The organism is Paenibacillus sp. JNUCC 34, from assembly GCF_058269055.1.
On record NZ_CM177770.1, the window covers coordinates 3,021,483 to 3,041,222 of the forward strand.

Below are 19,740 nucleotides of genomic sequence, written 5' to 3' on the forward strand. Positions count from 1 at the left end.
ATGACAGTGTCAACCATCATTAGAGTAAAATCATAGGGAGGACCTCGTCTTGGGGATCGATGAAATCTATAATAACCTAAGTTTTTTAATGCTGCCGGTCATAGTAATTATCGGGATCGAATTCGTTCTTATAGGGCTATATTATTTCCTTTATGATAGAAATCGACAATCAGAGGGAAAGCCAGTGATTCACATAAAAAAGCTTTTTCTTGGCGCGCTGTTCATCGGATATGTTGTTTTTGTGCTCGAGCTAACCATGTTCGACCGCGGCCACTCCTATTTCTTGCAGATGAATCTCCATCCATTCAGCGGTTATATTGAAGCATGGAATAAGTATTCCTTACGTGATCTTCAGAACTGTATTTTTAATATAATCATGTTTATCCCGATGGGAATATTGCTGCCTTTAATCAGCCGAAAATTTAAAGCATTCAAGTGGCTTCTTCTTGTCGTTGTAAGTTCTACGCTATTTATTGAAACCTACCAGACGCTAACAGGCGCAGGGCTGTTTGAGCTTGATGATATCATTAACAACACGCTTGGTGGTATTTTTGGATACCAGTTATACAGACTAGTAGCTTCCATTGTTCATAACAAAAAAGTCAAAATGAAAAGTCTTCTGGGAAACCTTGCGATACCTCTACTAATGGGTTTGCTTTTTGTCGGCATGAATATCGTCTACTTCCAGCAGGAGTTCGGAAATCTGGCCATAAACTCGTTTACCAAATGGAATATGAAAGATGTTCATATGACAACATCCCTTCAGCTAAGCTCAGCACCAGCAGTCGCCCCCGTATACAAGAAAATCATTCATCGGGATGGAGTTGAAGCCCTGCTGCAGCAGAAATTAGGATTATCTGAGTTGAAAGTTAAGGATGAGGATAGCGATCGTGAGGTTCTATTGAAAGACAAATCAGGAACACAATATACATTATATCAATCCAAAGAGGGAAACTGGTCGTTAACCGAGAACAATTATACACCAGAGCGAACCTCATTCACTGACCAAGAACCGATGCTCCCAAAGGCCAAAACCATTATGGCCGATCTTGGCCTACTCCCTCAAGACGCTGATTTTACAACATTGGAGGGCGGAGAATTTCAATGGTCCCTCCCGGATAAAGCGGAGTTAAATGAAAATTATTGGACTGGCGAACTGTTTCTCGGTCTTAAACAAGATGGCAGTATATATTCGATAAATAATTTGCTCCAAGAGAATCAATTTATTAAGGAAGTGGATATACTGTCTCCTGCAGAGGTATATGAGCGTATTAAGAATGGTGAATTTCCTCAAATAAAAAGAAATGCAATATTAAAGCATGATCAACTCGTTATTAAAAAAGGTGACCAACTTGATATAACAGGAATTGAGCTTTCGTTTATATATGACACGAAGAACTTCTATCAGCCTGTATACAGAGTATACGGTGTATTTAACGGGGATTCGAATTGGTTCACATTAATTCAGGCAAGAAGGAGCTAATACGTGTTGGACCTACTTTCCATTTAGAAGTAAAAAGGAAAACATTATCGATGCGTTAAAGCAGAAGAGTATATAGTAGGTAATCGGCCCTGACTTGGTTGAAGTCAGGGCCGTTATTGTGTTGTCCAACTTTCTGGATCGGTTGCAGAAACGGGCAGCGTCATGGGTAAATTACGCAATTCCATGCTTGCAACATATCAAGGCTTTATCGAAGCAAGAGTATCTCTACCATTTCGTGCAGGAGCACAAGGCGATGAGCTTATCCCCGCGCGGCAGTACGCTGTCCAGACCCCTGGTTAGTAAAAAAGCGTTTCCGGAAATTTCGGAGCGCTTTTTCTCAGTGTGCCACGCATGGCGATTAACTAGGTGGTGAAAATCCACTGTGGGGGTTTATAGTTACCAACCACTAGCCAAGAGCAAAGGTGTCCATCGCGAGGTGGAATCTGAAGGAAGCTGGAGGCAAAATTCCGACCCAAGGAACACGAACATCATCAGGCATAGGATATGGGATGAGTTTGCTGAACAAAACGAAGTCCAATCAACTACACGGACATACCAATGTAAATGATGTGGGTACATGGAAGGAAAGTGAATCGTCTTACCGTGGGAGGTCTCATGGACGTGAGGAGATGAACTTCGAATCACGGTTGAAACAAGATTTATCATGAGAAGTCAGCAGAAGCCATATTACCTCATGTAGTCGACGACACGAGGGAAGGGCTGAACCTTAGGAGGTGTTAGTCAATGAAAGTTACCAAAACAGGAATAAAGGGCAGCCAACTTCGAGCGGAAGGCTCCACGCAGAAAGATAGTGCGGAACACGAAGGATATGCGGGAGTGCACAGTCCTGCAAGGATAACTGAAAACAACAACACCAACGCAAACGAGTCGAAGAAGGGATTACTTGAGGAAATTGTGAGCAGTAATAACCTGAATGAAGCATTCAAGAGGGTGAAAGCAAACAAGGGCGCTCACGGGATCGATGGGATGAAAGTGGATGAACTTCTACAACATCTCAAAGAGAACGGCGAAGCCATCAAGCAATCCATTCTGGACGGAAAGTACCGTCCAAATCCCGTTCGAAGGGTAGAAATCCCGAAAGAGAACGGAAAGAAAAGAAACCTAGGCATCCCAACAGTGGTCGACCGAGTCATCCAACAGGCGATCGCTCAAGTGCTCACACCGATCTATGAAAAGCAGTTTTCGGACAACAGCTTCGGGTTTCGCCCTAAACGAAGCGCTCACCAAGCCATAAGACGAAGTCAGCAATATATTCAGGAAGGCTATTGCTATGTCGTGGATATGGATTTAGAGAAATACTTTGACACCGTTAACCAAAGCAAACTCATCGAGGTGCTTTCGAGAACGATTAAGGACGGTCGAGTCATTTCATTAATTCATAAATATCTTAGGGCGGGTGTCGTCGTGAAGCACAAGTTCGAGGACACGGAAATCGGCGTACCACAGGGTGGAAACCTGAGTCCAATCCTCAGCAACATTATGCTAAATGAATTGGACAAGGAACTGGAGAAGAGAGGACACAAGTTTGTACGGTATGCGGACGATTTGCTCATCTTCTGCAAAAGCAGGAGAAGTGCAGAACGGACACTGGAAAACATTCTTCCCTACATCGAGAAGAAGTTATTTCTCAAAGTGAATCGGGAGAAAACGACAGTGGATGAAGCGACGAGAGTCAAATTTCTTGGGTTCTCGTTCTACCAACGGAATGGAGAAACGAAGGTCAGAATACACCCGAAATCCATCGCAAAGATGAAAGCCAAAATAAAAGAGCATACATCAAGAAGCAATGGAGTGGGGAATAAAGACCGGGCGGAGAAGCTTAAACGCTACATTATGGGATGGATCAATTACTTCAAAATAGCCGACATGAAGAAACTACTCGAAACTACGGACAAATGGATGAGAAGGCGAATTCGCATGATCTACTGGAAACAATGGAAACGAGTGAAGACAAAGTTCACGATGTTGCAATCACTCGGAATCCAGGAACAGAAAGCATGGGAATACGCAAACACAAGAAAGAGCTATTGGAGAATATCCAATAGCCCAATCCTCTCTAAATCCCTCGGGAATAATACCCTCAAAGGAACCGGATTTTTATTCTTTTCAGATTATTATCGACAAGTAACAGCGTAAACTAAGGAACCGCCGTATACCGAACGGTACGTACGGTGGTGTGGGAGGTCGGCTACTCAACTAATGGGTAGCCTCCTACCCGATTAGCAGCATTCAATTTGACACTATATAAAATAGATAAAAAAATGCAAGTGAATTTGGGATTTTTAAATCATATTGGTTGTTTTATGCAAAAAAATGACGTAATTAAGTATTGACCGCTGGAATATTAATCAATATGATTACTGTATAGAGAAATATACTAATATTTGGGTTCTGATCCTAAAGGGTGGTGTTAGCTTGGAAATGACAGCCACGATTCGTGAACAACTGGAAGAGTTTTTACATAGGAACGAAATGACGATTAATCGGTTTGCAGAAATATCGGAAGTTAATAGCGGCACACTCAGCAACATTCTGAATGGGAACCGCCCGATTTCCATGCAGCAATTGGACCGGATTACGTTAGGTATGGGTCTGGAAGAGGGTTATTTTTACGAGTTGTACATCGATGAGTGTATATTTCATACTACGCCGGATTGGCGTCGACTGGGACCGTTTCTTCACCGATGCGCAGAACTGGGGAAGCTATATTGTCTGGACAAGGCTGTCCGGATGACGATGGATAATATTTCCTATTCCCCCTTACTCTTTGAAACGGCTGAGTTTTTTTTCAAAGAGGGAAAGCATGAGGCAGCTGTCTTGATCTATAAGAGCGTGGCTGAGAGTGAAAGATTCCAGCATTCCGAGCGGTTGGCTCTTTGCCAGTATCGATTGTTTGTATTGGGATTGGATGATGATCAGGAAATTAATTCAAGGGCTTCAGTATACTTTGAACCTTATATTGATAGATTAGATGAAGTTTATCAATTGGATGCGTTAAGAGAGCTGATAAACTTAAACGTATCATTGAATAGGTGGAACAAAGTTGATGAACTAGCTGATAAAATGGGGAGAATAGCTTCAATCCAATATCAATACAAAGAGGGCATGTTTGGACAAGAAGAAGAGAGAAGTAAACCGATCGTTTTCTATAAGTTATATTCATACTTAATACAAGCCACTGTTTATTATGAACGTGGGGCTTATGATTTAGCATTAAAGTATGTTTCTATGTACTCCGATCCGGAATGGCTCAAAAATGAGCCAAATGAAGAAGAACTCCTTATAATTAAACAGTTTAATGAGTGGGCTGAGGCTAACAGATATCTATATAAACTAATGGCTGGAAATGATGGAGCACTTTCGGAGTATGTAAAATACATCACAGATAAGGAGGATGAAATATTTCTCGCAATTTGCAACATTATGATTGCTGCAAATAGATATCAACTACGAGTTGATCATATCTTGGAAAAATTTAAGGGTTATATTGGATTCAAAGAACAAAGGAATCATATAGGGGTAATTTTTCAACAAATAACCGTTGATCGATATACTAGGTTATTAGCTGAATTAGGAATATATTATTTGAATTTAAAGCAGTTTGATAAGGGATTGGAATTAATTCTAGATAGTTTGGAAAAGTCCATTACTATAAACAGCGATAATGGAATGTTAAGATGTATGGGGGTGTTTGAACAATTTCGTAATTTTTCTACACTTGAGGTGCAGCAAAGATACAGGGGTTTAGTGTGTGAAGTTCAAAAGCTAAATGATAAAAAAATTGGTCTTTCCGTTAGTTTATTAGCTTAGCGGAGAAGTATCATATTTTATAACTATAGCTTTGTTACTATTTCACATATTTTTATTGGAAAATATAGTAGATTCTGTTACAATTATAGATGTTCCAAATGCGGGAATATTTGTGTAGTTTAGCCATATTTCACGATAAAAACAATGAAGAGATAAAAAAACAAATTAGTGAGGTGCAGGAAATTATGAAAAAAAAATTGGCTCATCTATTGATTGCCTTTAGTTTTCTTTTTGTGGTAGCAACTCCGAGTTTTACTGTAAATGCTGACAACACTATTTCACAAATTCAGATAATGCAATTAAGTAATCACGGAGTAGGAACGGATTAATTCTTACATTTTATGTTTTTGTATTTTAATAATAGTTAGAATCATAAAGTGATGGCTTCAGGTGTATCTGGAGCTATCTTTTTTATTATGTTCTGAATTTATGCAGCTTTGCTGGTAAATCGTTCTTATGTATCTATTATAGTTAATGTCATAATTATAACTATTGACCTCAGTTCAACAAAATAATAGCATGTAATTACCAATATCTGGTTTTCTATCTGGGGGTGTTGTTGTTTGACCCTATTGCCGCTAAACTCCCTATAATGTAATTCCCTTAGTATATCCCCCAATTCTTCATACTGAATCGGGCTCTTTCAGTTACTAATTGAGTTTATGGAAATCATCTTTACGAACAATATCATTTCCCGTTAGCACAATAACGTGAGTTGAATTCATCATTTTTTTAATGAAACCTTCTGCCCAGCACTAATGCACTTAGTCTTCGAGACGAATTAGGTTTGATATGTCCGGCTTTTTTGTTTTTTCCGAAATTGACAAGAATATGAAGCAAGTCGGAGCTTCGAAACGGAAATTCAGTAAACGTAAGGATCTTGATGGTACCGCTGACTATTACAAAGAACAAGGATACCCAGGAATAGCTATAGGTGAATACTTCATGAATCTCATCAATTCTGACTTTGAAGAATGGAGGATGGCAAACCCTCATAAATCATTTAGAGACTTTTTTATCTATACTGATAAAATGAATGCCAGTGGTGCCTTATTAGACATGAAAAAACTGGGTGACATCAGCAAGGATGTTATCTCAAGGCTCACGGGTAAACAAGTATTTGACCATTTATGCACTTGGTCAAAGGAATTTGATTCTGAGCTATATACTTTAATTGACAAGAATAAGGAATACACTGTAAACATTCTAAATATAGGTCGAACGAGTGAAAAAACAAGAAAAGATTATTCAAAGTGGTCCGATGTGAAACCAATGATAGATTTCTTTTATGACGAATTGTTTGAAAAGGATGTATTAAGTGGCTATAAATCACCTACAAATGTTGGTTTTGATGTTGCGAAAGAAATTGTACTAGGTTTCAGCAAAACTTATAGGTTCAATAATGAAAAGGAAGCTTGGTTTCATGAAATTAAAGAACTTGCAGTAAGACTCGGATTTGCAAAGGATATGAAGCTATATAAAGCCAATCCTAACGATTTCAAGGGACATGTTGGTGATGTAGCGATGGTAATCAGGGTCGCTCTAACTAACAGAACCAATACACCTGATTTGTTTGATATTATGAAAGTAATGGGCGAAAAAAGGGTTTTTGAACGAATGCAGAGATTTATGTTGTCATAAGAAGCGATCGATGCACAGCCTAGCATAAAATATAATGTAGAATTTATAAGATGGTTTGGCTCACGAACTAGACCAAAGTCCAATCAAAAGACTCATCCCAGGGCGGGTTCCCCAGAATTAATTGATGGTTAAAATTGGTATATGAAGTTGAAGGGGAGGGATGCAGCATAAATAAAGCGTTCATTTGCAAAGTTGGAAAGTAACAAAATAATGGGTGGCGCCATTATGCTAAATCATGAAAAGAGGTGAACTTACAAATGAAACGGATAAGTCTTGTACTCATAGCAACAATCGTATTTCTCATGTCAGCGCTCCCCGCTTTTGCGAAGGAACAGGAGACATCGGCGATTCAAGATCAAGAGCTTGCGAATGTACAAGCGTTTGCAAAATTGTATGGCTATGTGAGATTTTTTCACCCAAGTGATGAGAATGAGAAAATCGACTGGCATCGCTTTGCCATTCATGGGGTAAGCAAAGTAAGGAGTGCCAAAACAAACAAGGAATTAACAACAACGCTGCACGAACTCTTTTATCCGGTTGCTCCGACGATGAGCCTTTCGAAACAGAACAACGTAACACCGCTCAGCCCGCCAAAACAAGCAAAAAATTTGACCGCGTGGCTTCACATAAGTGTCAAAATGAACTCACCCCAAGAACAATATACTAGTGAGCGGCTACAATCCGTCGACACTAGCCAGATTAAGTTATTGAATCATGTTTTGCAGCCAGGGGAAACGACCGTCAAACGAATTGCCACGGATCTATTTGCCCATATACCGATCGTCCTGTATCGTAATGATAGCGGTACAATCGGCGCAACGCCGCAATCGACACGAGCATTTACCCAGCTCCAACAGCAGCTTTCGCGAATCGATCTCGATAAAGCTTCATTAGATGACCCTAACGTGCAATTAGCCAATTTCGTTATTACTTGGAATGCGATTCAACATTTCTACCCTTATTTTGATGTCGTGAAGGTCGATTGGGAGCAAGCGTTAACGGAAGCGTTGCAAGAAAGCTTGAACAAGCGTACGGCTGATCAGTTCGTACTTAGAATGAAACAAATGCTGGCAAATCTCCAGGATGGGCATAACTTCGTTATAGCTTCTGGTCTTACAAGTAATGTAGCCTTCTCTCCTTATAGCGTGCAATGGATCGAAGAACAAGTCGTCGTTACGAACGTCAAAGAAGGAATCGCTCTAAAGCCAGGAGATGTCATATTAACGATAAATGGTAGAGAGGCCACCTCGTATTACAAAGAACTAGAAGGAATTATTTCTGGGAGCGAGCAGTATAAACGTGTAGCAGCTTCTCGCCATATTTTGCAAGGCGTAAAAGGAAAGGAATCGAAGTTGACAGTTCAGCGCGGCGAGCATAAGTTTGATATCGCGATTCCTTATACCGACCGAACAGTTGATGAATTCATTCGTCCTGCGATCATTGAACAGGTGGAAGATGGTATCTATTACATTAATTTGGCACAGCTAACAAAGGAAATGTTTAAGGAAAAGCTCCCTGAACTAGAAAAAGCTAAAGGCGTCATCTTCGATCTTAGAGGTTACCCGTATCCAGGTTCAATTGGGATAGATATATTGCCGTATCTGACAGATGCTCCGTTGAAGACGCCACAATTCCATATACCATTAACTGTATACCCGGATCGTGAAAAAGTAACATTTAATCCCGTATCATATACGATACAACCGTTGCAACCAAAACTAAAAGGCAAAATTGTGTTTCTGACTTATGGGGGCGCCATAAGCTATTCTGAAACGATTATGGGCATTGTTGAACATCACCGCTTGGCGGAAATTGTCGGTCAACCGACTGCAGGAGCAAACGGGGACGTAAACGTAATAAATTTGCCGGGTGGCTGTACCGTTGCATGGACGGGTCTAGTAACTTTAAAACAAGACGGCAGCCAACACCATCTCATTGGTATTCAGCCTACCGTTCCCGTGGAGCGAACGATTAAGGAAGTTCGTGAAGGCCGCGATATCTATTTGGAGAAGGCCATTGAAACAATTAACGGTGAAAAAAAGTAATAAGAAACAGAGCGTGCCCGTTATGCCTTATGGCTTCGGGCACCTTTTGCTTTGGAGATTAAACGTAGTAAAGACACATTTTCAGCTCATTTTCTAAATTGCTTTGCAAAGGATATGAAGCAATGTAAAGCTAATCCTAACAATTACAAGGGACATGTTGGTGATGTGGCGATGGTAATCAGGGTCGCTCTAACTAACAGAACCAATACACCTGATTTGTTTGATATTATGAAAGTAATGGGCGAAATTTTTACATTGACCGCCTTCTAATCGTTGTCCAACAGTGCATACTGAACCACGCTGCTGAATACTCAGTATGGTGCTGACGCCTTTCATAATGCATAATAAATGGAAGGGAAGGGGGAGTGATTTGTGCCGAACATTAAGGTGCTTATTGCCGACGACAATTCATTCATTCGCGAAGGGATGAGAATTATTCTAACCACGTTTGAAGGATTTGAGGTTGTGGCCACGGTTCAGAATGGACAGGAGGCTGTTGCCTATTGCGAGCAGAATGAGGTCGATGTAGCGCTGCTTGACGTGCGAATGCCGGAAATGAACGGAGTGGAAGCGACCAAGCTGATCGTCGAGCGTACAGCAACAAGGCCGCTGATTTTGACGACGTTTGATGATGACGAATATATAAGGGATGCAATTACATACGGGGCCAAGGGCTATTTGCTGAAAAATAACGACCCCGAGCGGATCTGCGATGCGATTAAAACCCTGTATTACGGTCATAATGTGCTGCAAGACACGGTATTAGACAAGTTGAAATCGGATGTTGCTGGGGGAAAGACGGGGAAGGACACAGAGCCGCCCGCACTTAACCAAGGGCCCGGGATCGACAAGAGCCTCTTTACGGAAAGAGAACTGGATATTATGGCGCTGATCGCCAAGGGAAGGACAAACAAGGAAATTTCCAAACAGATCTATATCTCTGAGGGCACCATTGCCAATCACGTTACTTCTATATTAGGCAAGACGGGCCTCACGCACCGCACCCAAATCGCCATTTACTATTTGACAGGTGAATTGACCTGATGAGCGAACCAAGAGATGCATCGGAACTGTTGAAGATCGGCTATAAAGTGGCCCTACTTGTCTTTACAATCGGCCAATCCCTATCATCCGAAACGAGCTTAACGCCCTGGTATATTTTATCCGTATTATTATATCTAAGTACGAACCTGCTGTTTTATATGTTGAAAAAAGAGAGCTTTCGCCCCCTCGTCGCTGTGCTATCCATAGGAATAGCTATCGCCATGTTCCAGGATCATCCGCTGGTGATTTTGCTGCTTCCGGCTCATCTTTACGAGTTGGCGTCAATCTTTGTCGGTAAACAAGGAATTGCGTCGTCCCTCCTCATGATGATCCCCTTATTACTCGTGCCGCGGCAACTAATGCTTCTCTACATACTCATTGCGGCAGTGACTCTGATCTATTTTTCCACACTAAAGTTATACGATAACAAGCTGCGCGGACAGCACTCCGAACTGGAGCGAATGCGCGGCGATCTTGAACGGGTGCACACTCGGCTGCAGGAAAATAACGAGTTTCTGCGGCAAGCGGAATATACGCTTAAGCTGGAGGAACGCAACCGATTGTCCCAGGACATCCACGATAACATCGGACACGCGATGACCAGCGCACTGATCCAGATGGAGGCGGCGAAGCGCTTAATCAAGATCAATTCAGACCAAGCGTCGTTGCTGCTGGACAATGCTATCCATATATCGAAAGAGGGCATCGAAAGCATTCGTTTCGATCTGAAGAAGATGAAGCCGCCTACGGAACAGATGGGCGTTAACCGAATGAAATTTTTCATTGATGAATTTTCGGATAACCACCCGATCCGTACGGCATTTACCTATGAAGGAAATATGGATTTCATCTCGCCGATCCATTGGAAGATCATCCAAGATAATATGAAAGAGGCATTCACTAATATGATGAAGTACGCCGGAGCCACCGCGGTTTCAATCCATGTTCAGGTGCTACCTACACTAATTAAGGCTACAGTTACTGACAATGGCCAAGGGAAAGGGAAGATCGTGAAGGGACTAGGTATTATTGGAATGGAGGAAAGGGCGGCGGCAGTAGGAGGAAAGGTCATTGTCGACGGTTCGCAGGGGTTTTCGGTCACAACGTTAATACCATATGCCCCATGAATGTTTGAAGGGGGATTACATGAATAAATTCATGGGAAGAGGATGAACTTGTGCACTTCTGCAAGGACGTCCTTTTTTTGTACGATAAGAACATCAGAAACGGACTTAACGGGAGGGTGAAACAACGGTGAACATACTGGAAATCAAACAGTTAACGAAAAAATTCGGAGAATTTACCGCCGTGGACAATTTATCGCTATCGGTGCAAGAGGGAGTAATTTTCGGATTTTTGGGGCCTAATGGCGCAGGCAAGAGCACGACGATTCATATGGTTGCTTCCTTGCTCTCCGCGACGAAAGGTGAAATCGAGATCATAGGCCGGAATATCGCCAAGCACAGTAGGTTTGCGAAGCAGGCGATCGGCTTCGTGCCCCAGGATTTAGCGATCTATGAAGATATGACTGCTTATGAGAATGTACACTTTTTTGCCGGGCTATATGGTTTAAGGGGATCAGAGCTGAAACGCAGCGCACTCGAAGCCTTGGAATTCGTTGGCCTTGCGGATCGGCAGGGGAGCTATCCGAGGAGCTTTTCAGGTGGAATGAAGAGAAGGCTGAATATCGCCTGCGCGATTGCTCACAGACCTAAGCTGATCATAATGGATGAGCCGACGGTGGGTATCGATCCGCAATCCCGCAATTATATCTTGAACTCGGTTCGGAAGCTGAATCGAATGGGCAGTACAATCATTTATACGAGTCATTATATGGAGGAAGTTGAAGAAATCTGCTCGCAGATCGCGATCATTGACCATGGGAAGATCATTGCGGAAGGGACGAAGGCACAGCTTAAGGCGATTATTACGAATCAGAAAAATATTAGCATTACGGTCCGATCGACCGAACGTCTTCCGATGGAACAGTTGAAAAGCATTGTTGGTGTGAACACGGTCGAAGCGGCGGAACAGACGATTAACATCAGCTCCGTTGTAGAAATCAACAACTTAAATCCAATCATTCAGCTGCTTGTGGCAAGCGGCGTGGAAATTCGCGGCGTGGAAGCACAGGAGCCCAGTCTGGAGAGCGTGTTCCTGACTTTAACCGGCCGAACGCTGCGAGACGAGTAATCAAGGGCCATATTACGAATACGAAAGAGGAAGGGGGCGGAACGAATGAACATTCTGCGGATCGCCGGGAAAGAATTGAAGGTATTTAGGGATATCAAAATGCTGCTGTTTATGTTGGCGACACCTGTTCTGCTGATGCTCATTTTGGGGACAGCGTTCTCCGGTAATTTCCATGGAACCTTGAAGGTCGATCCGATACGCGTGATATATAGCTGTGACAGCAATAGTAGAATGGTAGAGACGCAATGGAAGGCTTCTCTGCTGGAAGCGGAAACCTCCGGCATCCGATTTGAAGAGGTTACGAGCAGAACGGAAACGGATGTCGTCAGGGATGTGCAAAATGGTCTTTATACGGGTTATGCGCGAATCGTTGATGACGGAATCAGCTATTACGGCAACAGCGGCAACGGGATGGAAAATGGTATCGTTCAGGGCTTATTGGCAGCGCTGGCGGATCGCTATAGATTGACGATAGTAGAGACCGATCTTCTCGCACCAGATGGAAATTATGTGACCGAAGCTTCGGTCGATGCGGTTAGACAGCCCGGGGGCTTGGACTATTTTGCCGTTGCGGTTACAACCATGATCATCCTATACAGCTCCTTAACGGCTGGGCAATTAATCGAAACGGAAAGAAGCAGGCATACCGAGCTCCGTTTGTTAGCATCGCCGATCACGAAAGGAGAAATTTTCGCAGGGAAAATCGTCGGGACACTCGTGCTTAATGCAATATTTGTCGCAATTATCGTGCTGCTCAGCAAATATATGTTCGGTGTGAATTGGGGAGAACATCTGTGGCTTGTTTTCCTTGTCTTATTAACTGAAATTGTATTGGCGCTCAGCCTTGGACTCGGCGTAGGCTATTGCCTGAAGGGCAACGCAGCTGGAAGCGTACTTATGATCGTTATCCAAGCGGCAGCGTTTGTGGGAGGGGCTTATACGCCGGTCGATCAAACGACGGGAATGATGAATTTCCTTTCCCGATATTCTCCGCTGCATTGGTCCAATGATGCTATTTTGCAAATTATTTATGCGGGGAACCTTAAGGCGGCGCCTCCGGCCATGATGCTTAACCTGGGATGTTCGGCACTGCTGCTTGCTCTGGCAATTGTCCTAATGAGAAGAAGGGAGGGGTTGTAATGAGAGAGATGATCTGGCTGGTCCGCAGGATGGCGTTAAGCACAGTCAAAAACTATAAAATGATGCTGTTATATTTATGCTTACCGGTTCTTGGCATAGCGTTGGCTTCGTCAATCTACAGCGGCTCCGAAGAGAGCCCTTTGAGAGTCGGCGTGGTCAATCACGACGACGGTCAGGCGGTAACTGTGGATATGGTGGAGTATATCCGCAAGCTTGATCAGGTGGAAGTTCGGGAAATGCGGTCGGAGGAGGCGGGGGGGCTCCTGGCGAGTGGGAATATAGATGCGGTGTTAACATTCCCTAAAGGGTTTACAGGTAGTATGTTGTCCGGACAACCGGCAAACGTCGGCCTAACATCCGTTCAAGGCTCGCAAGTCACAGCTTACATCAAGTCGTATTTGAATGCGTATATCGGGAATCTCTTGTCCATCGGCCGATCGTCCGGAGGGGAGCAGGCAAAGTTCGACCAGATGTACAAAAGCTATCTTCAAGCAGAATCCGGACTCTCGGTCGAAACGGTGGAGGATCGCTCCGTTCAGCACCAAGAGTCGGCTCAAACGGTAGGCTACCTGGTCATGCTCATGCTGTTCTCAGCCGTCAATTTGTCAGGGATGATTTTGAAGGAAAAAGAAAACCGGACCTATTTCCGAGTGTTTGCCGCACCGGTCACGGGTCGCGCATACGTGGCAGCCAACATCATTGTGAACGTTGTCGTCATGCTGATCCAGATTGCTGTGACTTTAGCGGTTATGACCCGGTTCTTTCATATTGATTCAGGAATACCGGTTCTTCAAATGTTCTTGCTGCTTGGTCTGTTTGCCCTGGTGGCGGTCAGTCTGGCTTTGGCCATCGTAGCGTTCTCATCAAGCTCAATGGTGGCGGGCGGGATACAGACTATGGTCATAATTCCAACTTGCCTGGTGGCCGGATGTTTATTTCCGATCGCAACGATGCCAGCGTTAATGCAGCAAGCTGCCCATTTTCTCCCGCAATACTGGCTATTGGATACGGTCAGTCGGCTGCAGCAGGGAGAGCCGGCATCCGGCGTGCTGTTGAATCTGGCAATTCTACTCGCCTTTGCTCTCGTCCTAGCATTGACAGCCGCTTATAAATTCGGAAGAAACAGAGAGATGCACTCGTTTATTTGATATGATGGCCTACTATTTAAGAAAATAATAATAAAAAAACGTGCCTCCAGAATCGCTTCTGAGGCACGTTTTGCGTAAAGGAAATCATATTTGAGTTTTAACCTGCAGCCCAAACATCAAATTCAATTTTTAATTCAGATAAACCTAATCCTTTAATATAAGCAACCGCGCAGAGCTTCTCCATGATTTGACCACAGAGATGCTTACTCCATATTGATCAGCCATTTCTTGAAGAGATTGTAGTTGAATAAAAGTATCTAGTATTCAGTTGGATTGCGATCGTTAGAAACAGTATGAATTTTAATTGTCAAACTCAATAATTATTTTCCCAAGAATACGATCTATATGGAGATGGTGTGACATAAAGAGAAGTGTCCTTTTTTACAAATGTGATATACGCTTCACCCTTCTCTGTGGACGATACCCATTTGTATTCCTCTCGAAGAGTACCTTTACCTGATAATACTCCAGGACCACCAAATATTTTGACTACTTCATCATAGGTCATGCCTTCTTTAATAGTAGCAGTACTTTCAGCTGTAACATCTGGGTAGCTTAAAATGGGTAGATCCTTTCCCTTATATATCATCATATTTAGATAATTTGTTTTAATGGGCCCTGATATTATAATTTCATTGAAGCCATCACGGAAAGCTTCTGGGGCTCCAAATAAGTCAACACTAGGCTTTTTAGCAAAAAGATAATCAAGATCGATTGAGTTGAAATGATCAGCATCAAGAGCTAGGAATTTTTCATAATTGACTGTAGGCTTACCAAAATCTCTCACATTACGCAATTCTTTATCATAAACATCCTTTTCAAAATCAGATGGGATTAAGTTCACGCCTAAACTAGAAATATATATATCTTTGTTTTGGTAATCTGAGCGGACATCTATACCAAGCAATTCACCTATAAATCTTAAGGGGACAACAGTTCTTCCATTAATAATCTGACTAGGTACATCTGATTGAATATGTACTACATCTTCTTGACTGTATTTATACAAATAAGAGCTGGGAGTTTTAGTAGCCGTTTTTTGACCAATTGGTAAGGTAACAGTGTAGTTAATGTTTTCGATAGAGTAAACAATAGTAACTACTTTCTTTTTCGGATCCCATTTTACATCATTACCTAAATATTCAGATATATATCGAAGTGGCACAAGAGTGCGGCCATTTTTTATTATAGGTTTCTGATCCAATACTACTTCTTTAGTGTTTACAAATACTTTAATAGTATCATTAGCACTAGCAGTATTATAAGATGTAAAAAATAGAGTTGTCGTAATGAAAGCTAGTAAAACAAAATTTAATCTTTTAAACATTTTTCTCTTCTCCTAAACTATTCAATTTTCAGTTAATTATAACTATTAAATTTAGAAAATCAAATTATTATGGAGTATATAACTTAATATACCAATAACTTGTATTTGGTGATATTAGTGGTAAGAATCAGTAAGATTAAAAGATTAGTTTTTTGTTTTTTAGTAGCAGTCATAGTAGCATCGTGCTTTAGTACTGGGGAAAGTACTGTGATGATGATTTCAATGTGATTACGGTATGCCAAAAAGTCATCCAAGATGACGTTTGAGGCAGCCTTTTTTGTATTCTCTTGCCGTTACAGACCAGACAGTGTGTAGAAACCTTAGGTCATTGCGCTAACGGGACACGATAGTTCAATGCCGAAGGGCTGCCGTGTGGCAGCCCTTCAACTATTAAGCAGATAAGCGCTACATTAAAGGATAATTAAGAGCTTTAGCAGAATATAATTTCTCTAGTTAACTGACTCACACAAAATAAATTTTAAATTGTGTTCAAATCGAGCGAACGGGCGGCATCTAAATAAATAGGGCGAAGAGACGCGAGGAGGAAAGCATGGCATTCGAAGCGGAAGATAGGGCAAGTACAGCTAACAAGGTAGAATCAATATCGATGGCGTCCTTCGATCGGGATCAGTCGCTGGTGGAGCGAGCGCAGCAAGGGGACACCGAGGCGTTCGGCGAATTGATCGAGCAGCATCGCGATAAAGCACGCAGCTTAGCGGAGCGGTTGACAGGGGATCCCCACATGGCTGACGACGTAGTACAGGATGCTCTTATACGTGCATTCATGCATATGGGCACACTCGTCGATACGAGTCGTTTTCTGCCTTGGTTTTACCGTATCGTTCGTAATCAAGCGAACATGCGATTACGTCGGGGCGGACCACACCGGAATGAACGGCCATTCGTATCCATCTCCTCCCCCGAAACTAACGACTCACAGGTTAACTGGGAGGACTTAGACAGCATCCTCTACCATCTAGCACGTACGGCGACAGATGCTGCGATGAGGGAGCAGGACCCGGCGGAGCACCTTTTGCGCAAGGAACTATACGAGACGATTCATGCGCTGTTACATTGCTTGAACCGCAAAGAGCGAGATATTTTCAAAGCTTACTTCTTCCGACAATTGAGTCCAGATGAGATCGCCGCAATGTATCGAATGACGACTGGCTCGATTTATACGTATATCCACCGCTCTCGCCAGAAGCTTCGGAAGGAGCATATTCGCGTCTCGTTAGGCCTTTTGCCTGAGAAGAAGGGAGGAAGCGGATTGTTAAAACATAAACTAATTGAGATGCGGCCATGGCAAGCAGAGCCTCCAGTCATGTCGACGTTCGTAGACAGCGTTGGTCGAATGCTCATTTCAGAAGGCGACCGATGGGAAGCTGCAGAACTCATGGGATTGTCCACCTTCGCATTCCGTATGAAGCTCTCGGATAAAACGACGTTCGCCGACGGCATCTACGTGTTTGACTGGGGAGCTACGCTGCAAGAACTGATGAGAGAAATCGGCTATGAGATCTCGATGCTCTGCGGTCAACTGGCAGATTCACCCATTCCGCTGCTCGGGGCGGTGGAACGGTTCCCAATCGTGCTCCCGATTGAGGAAGCAGTACTTCCGTTCATCCGCAGACACATCGACGCCGGGAAGCCGGTTATGTACTTTGATACGCTGGTTACTAGGCCCTATGTGCATGAATGGTCAGTTATCTATGGCTACGACGATTGGGTAAGACTTGTTCATCTCACCGATCCGATTCGGCCGGAAGGCAAAACGCTATCTTACGACGATGTGATAAACAATCCTGTCCGGTTTCTAGCTGGTATCGGCAGTAAGTTGGAACAGACATCAGGAGAAACGGTAAGGCGACTTAGGGAGACAGCAGCCCGCGAGCAAGCGCTGCAGACGATACACTTCGCAATCACCTACGCCAAGCACGGCTGCGCATATCGACCACGAACCTCGTACTTGAATTACACGTCCGGGTTGGCGGCATATGATCGCTGGATTGGCCATCTGCGTAACCCGCATATTGCGCCGAACCGTTACGGGATGGGTCAACTCTCCGCGGTATATACCGAAACGAAGCGTTATGCTGCGCTTTACCTACGGGGCGTACCTCTTGAAGAAGAGGCGAAGCGGCTGGCGTTGCTGGCGTCAGAAGCCTATGAGCAGGCCGCAAGTGCGATGGCTGAACTCTGCAAGCTCGTGCCGTTCATCCGGACATCGGAAATTCTATCTCCGGACATGCGTGAAGTTAGCGTTGAACAGTTGGAGAAAGCCAAGGCCTTCGAAAGCGCCGCGATTGGTTATATGGAGAACATTATCGCCGTAATGGCTGAGGAAGAGGGGAGCAGACAATGAAAGAGTTGCGGTTTATGACGGAGTTTCAACATTTGCAGAGGGTAATGGATGCAAAGGAGTCGTTCGAACAGGTGAATCCTGACGTAAAAGTCGTGATCGAGCAATCGACCGATCACTTCGAATCGAAGAAAGCCTATGAATCCGACGAGGCGCCGGATATCATCGAGTCGGGCGGATGGTCGCTGTTCAACATCAAAGACATGTTCGTAGATTTAAATCCCTATGTCGCAGAAGTCGACGGGCTCGAAGAGGATCTATACCAAGGTCCGATGAGGGTCGCCCGCCACAACGGTTTGCTGCCAGGACTGCCGGTGGACGTCAGCATCCCGCTTATTGTCTATCATAAGGAGATGTTTGATCGTGCCGGACTGGCGTATCCGACCGAGGATTTAACATGGGACGATTTTATCGAGATGGGTAAAAAATTGACGATCCGCAATGAGCATGGCGTTGCTTCGCAGTTCGGCTTTGGCATCGGTGTAGATATCGAGTGGTATGAGCCGTTTGTTTTTCGTAATGGCGGAAGCTATCTATCTCCGAATGGATCGACTGCTAGGGGGTATGTCGATAGTCCGGCAACCATTGACGCGTTCCGCAAAGTGATCGACGCGTATCGTGTACACGGCATTATCCGTAAGCCGGACGAACCTTCCGAAGCGGGTCAGCTTCATGAGGGTTTTGCGATGATCTTCGGGTTTATGTGGTTTACCGGCGATTTGATCTATCACAAGATCGACGACAAGTTCAGGGTGGTTGGTCTACCGAAAATGCAGGGAGGCGATCCGTCGAATATGATCTACATGGGCGCGGCCGGTGTTACTTCGAAGTCGAAGAACCCTCGTCTAGCCTGGGAGTTTCTACATCATTATCTCATTGTTCGGCATTCTTGGCCTCTTCCGATTACACGCGCTCAGGCGAAGGACCGCGGTCTGACCGAGCACCACCTTTGGTCGCGTTACATGGATGAGCTCGACCGTGTACGGCCAAGCGGGTTTTACCTAAGCGAGAAGTGGAATTCGTCACGCCAGCTCATTAACGAAGACATCCACAGGATGATTCTCGATGGTGCTGATGTGTCCCAAACGCTGCGGTCATGGACGAGGTTCGCATAATTTATAAGGTGAAAGGTATTGCGGATTGAGCTATGTCGAGCAACAACGGATCGTTTCAAATATCATCTTGAGAAGCACCTAAAAACATGTAGCTAATTCTGGAAAAAGTAGTTCAATTAGAAAGGGCCATCCCGCAATGGGCTGGCCCTAAAAACTAACTCTTAACGTAGAGATGTCAAGTGACAACATCCTAATTTAAATCGAACCTTTTACCTGACATGAATGTTCGCCAGATTTGCATTCGACATTATAACATCCTCAGGTGCAAGAATGAATGAACTGCTGCAGATTTTCAATCCAAAACTTTTTATAATGGAAGTAAAATATTCATGGGACATGATGCATCTATGTTTATTCTTGATTCTCAAAAATAAACTTTTAAGACGGAAATTATCCGTTAGTAGATTTGAG

At 43.6% G+C, this 19,740-nt stretch carries 16 protein-coding genes; 15 read left to right on the forward strand and 1 reads right to left on the reverse strand.

Annotation, left to right across the window (positions count from 1 at the left end):
* The first annotated feature begins 49 nt into the window (after positions 1-49).
* The 13 genes from AC2TF5_RS14205 (at position 50) to AC2TF5_RS14265 (ending at position 14,525) form a co-directional block, all read left to right on the forward strand.
* Positions 50-1,483: a VanZ family protein gene (locus AC2TF5_RS14205; RefSeq protein WP_491297699.1), complete on the forward strand. Its 1,434-nt coding sequence runs from the start codon at positions 50-52 to the stop codon at positions 1,481-1,483.
* A gap of 162 nt (positions 1,484-1,645) precedes the next feature.
* On the forward strand, positions 1,646-1,783 hold the full coding sequence (locus tag AC2TF5_RS14210) for a hypothetical protein (protein ID WP_491297700.1): 138 nt from the start codon (positions 1,646-1,648) through the stop codon (positions 1,781-1,783).
* 444 nt (positions 1,784-2,227) lie between these two features.
* Positions 2,228-3,640, forward strand: a complete 1,413-nt coding sequence (ltrA, locus tag AC2TF5_RS14215; RefSeq protein WP_491297701.1) for a group II intron reverse transcriptase/maturase — start codon at positions 2,228-2,230, stop codon at positions 3,638-3,640.
* A 279-nt stretch (positions 3,641-3,919) separates the two neighbouring features.
* Positions 3,920-5,314, forward strand: coding sequence for a transcriptional regulator (locus AC2TF5_RS14220; protein ID WP_491297702.1), 1,395 nt, complete (start codon positions 3,920-3,922; stop codon positions 5,312-5,314).
* A 185-nt stretch (positions 5,315-5,499) separates the two neighbouring features.
* Positions 5,500-5,643, forward strand: a complete 144-nt coding sequence (locus tag AC2TF5_RS14225; protein WP_491297703.1) for a hypothetical protein — start codon at positions 5,500-5,502, stop codon at positions 5,641-5,643.
* Between the two features lie 502 nt (positions 5,644-6,145).
* Positions 6,146-6,955: a hypothetical protein gene (locus tag AC2TF5_RS14230; protein WP_491297705.1), complete on the forward strand. Its 810-nt coding sequence runs from the start codon at positions 6,146-6,148 to the stop codon at positions 6,953-6,955.
* Positions 6,956-7,212: 257 nt separating this feature from the next.
* The gene (locus tag AC2TF5_RS14235) at positions 7,213-9,000 is read left to right on the forward strand and encodes a S41 family peptidase (protein ID WP_491297706.1); all 1,788 of its coding nucleotides are present in this window, start codon (positions 7,213-7,215) and stop codon (positions 8,998-9,000) included.
* A 171-nt stretch (positions 9,001-9,171) separates the two neighbouring features.
* Positions 9,172-9,270 carry a hypothetical protein gene (locus AC2TF5_RS14240; protein WP_491302888.1) on the forward strand — a complete coding sequence of 33 codons (99 nt, stop codon included), beginning with the start codon at positions 9,172-9,174 and terminating at the stop codon, positions 9,268-9,270.
* A gap of 156 nt (positions 9,271-9,426) precedes the next feature.
* Positions 9,427-10,044: a response regulator gene (locus AC2TF5_RS14245; RefSeq protein WP_491302889.1), complete on the forward strand. Its 618-nt coding sequence runs from the start codon at positions 9,427-9,429 to the stop codon at positions 10,042-10,044.
* Complete coding sequence (locus AC2TF5_RS14250; RefSeq protein WP_491297707.1) at positions 10,044-11,171, forward strand: sensor histidine kinase; 1,128 nt, start codon at positions 10,044-10,046, stop codon at positions 11,169-11,171. Before AC2TF5_RS14245 ends, AC2TF5_RS14250 begins: the two co-directional genes overlap by 1 nt.
* 127 nt (positions 11,172-11,298) lie before the next feature.
* A complete protein-coding gene (locus AC2TF5_RS14255; protein WP_491297708.1) occupies positions 11,299-12,237 on the forward strand; it encodes an ABC transporter ATP-binding protein in 939 nt (312 codons plus the stop codon).
* A 45-nt stretch (positions 12,238-12,282) separates the two neighbouring features.
* Positions 12,283-13,377 carry an ABC transporter permease gene (locus AC2TF5_RS14260; RefSeq protein WP_491297709.1) on the forward strand — a complete coding sequence of 365 codons (1,095 nt, stop codon included), beginning with the start codon at positions 12,283-12,285 and terminating at the stop codon, positions 13,375-13,377.
* Positions 13,377-14,525 carry an ABC transporter permease gene (locus tag AC2TF5_RS14265; RefSeq protein ID WP_491297710.1) on the forward strand — a complete coding sequence of 383 codons (1,149 nt, stop codon included), beginning with the start codon at positions 13,377-13,379 and terminating at the stop codon, positions 14,523-14,525. Before AC2TF5_RS14260 ends, AC2TF5_RS14265 begins: the two co-directional genes overlap by 1 nt.
* A gap of 313 nt (positions 14,526-14,838) precedes the next feature.
* Here AC2TF5_RS14265 and AC2TF5_RS14270 read toward each other — a convergent pair whose 3' ends face one another.
* The gene (locus AC2TF5_RS14270) at positions 14,839-15,852 is read right to left on the reverse strand and encodes a copper amine oxidase N-terminal domain-containing protein (protein WP_491297712.1); all 1,014 of its coding nucleotides are present in this window, start codon (positions 15,850-15,852) and stop codon (positions 14,839-14,841) included.
* A 550-nt stretch (positions 15,853-16,402) separates the two neighbouring features.
* On the opposite strand from AC2TF5_RS14270, the gene AC2TF5_RS14275 reads away from it, so the two are divergent.
* Positions 16,403-18,217 carry an RNA polymerase sigma factor gene (locus AC2TF5_RS14275; protein ID WP_491297714.1) on the forward strand — a complete coding sequence of 605 codons (1,815 nt, stop codon included), beginning with the start codon at positions 16,403-16,405 and terminating at the stop codon, positions 18,215-18,217.
* 44 nt (positions 18,218-18,261) lie between these two features.
* Positions 18,262-19,329 carry an extracellular solute-binding protein gene (locus tag AC2TF5_RS14280; protein ID WP_491302890.1) on the forward strand — a complete coding sequence of 356 codons (1,068 nt, stop codon included), beginning with the start codon at positions 18,262-18,264 and terminating at the stop codon, positions 19,327-19,329.
* The last annotated feature ends 411 nt before the right edge of the window (positions 19,330-19,740 follow it).

Bases quoted from the DNA above. Each gene is read 5' to 3' on its own strand.
- AC2TF5_RS14230 (WP_491297705.1), top strand. From the start codon at position 6,146: ATGAAGCAAGTCGGAGCTTCGAAACGGAAATTCAGTAAACGTAAGGAT.
- AC2TF5_RS14280 (WP_491302890.1), top strand. From the start codon at position 18,262: ATGGATGCAAAGGAGTCGTTCGAACAGGTGAATCCTGACGTAAAAGTC.
- AC2TF5_RS14270 (WP_491297712.1), bottom strand. From the start codon at position 15,852: ATGTTTAAAAGATTAAATTTTGTTTTACTAGCTTTCATTACGACAACT.
- AC2TF5_RS14240 (WP_491302888.1), top strand. From the start codon at position 9,172: ATGGTAATCAGGGTCGCTCTAACTAACAGAACCAATACACCTGATTTG.
- AC2TF5_RS14210 (WP_491297700.1), top strand. From the start codon at position 1,646: ATGGGTAAATTACGCAATTCCATGCTTGCAACATATCAAGGCTTTATC.
- ltrA (WP_491297701.1), top strand. From the start codon at position 2,228: ATGAAAGTTACCAAAACAGGAATAAAGGGCAGCCAACTTCGAGCGGAA.
- AC2TF5_RS14235 (WP_491297706.1), top strand. From the start codon at position 7,213: ATGAAACGGATAAGTCTTGTACTCATAGCAACAATCGTATTTCTCATG.
- AC2TF5_RS14275 (WP_491297714.1), top strand. From the start codon at position 16,403: ATGGCATTCGAAGCGGAAGATAGGGCAAGTACAGCTAACAAGGTAGAA.
- AC2TF5_RS14245 (WP_491302889.1), top strand. From the start codon at position 9,427: ATGAGAATTATTCTAACCACGTTTGAAGGATTTGAGGTTGTGGCCACG.
- AC2TF5_RS14225 (WP_491297703.1), top strand. From the start codon at position 5,500: ATGAAAAAAAAATTGGCTCATCTATTGATTGCCTTTAGTTTTCTTTTT.
- AC2TF5_RS14250 (WP_491297707.1), top strand. From the start codon at position 10,044: ATGAGCGAACCAAGAGATGCATCGGAACTGTTGAAGATCGGCTATAAA.
- AC2TF5_RS14260 (WP_491297709.1), top strand. From the start codon at position 12,283: ATGAACATTCTGCGGATCGCCGGGAAAGAATTGAAGGTATTTAGGGAT.
- AC2TF5_RS14265 (WP_491297710.1), top strand. From the start codon at position 13,377: ATGAGAGAGATGATCTGGCTGGTCCGCAGGATGGCGTTAAGCACAGTC.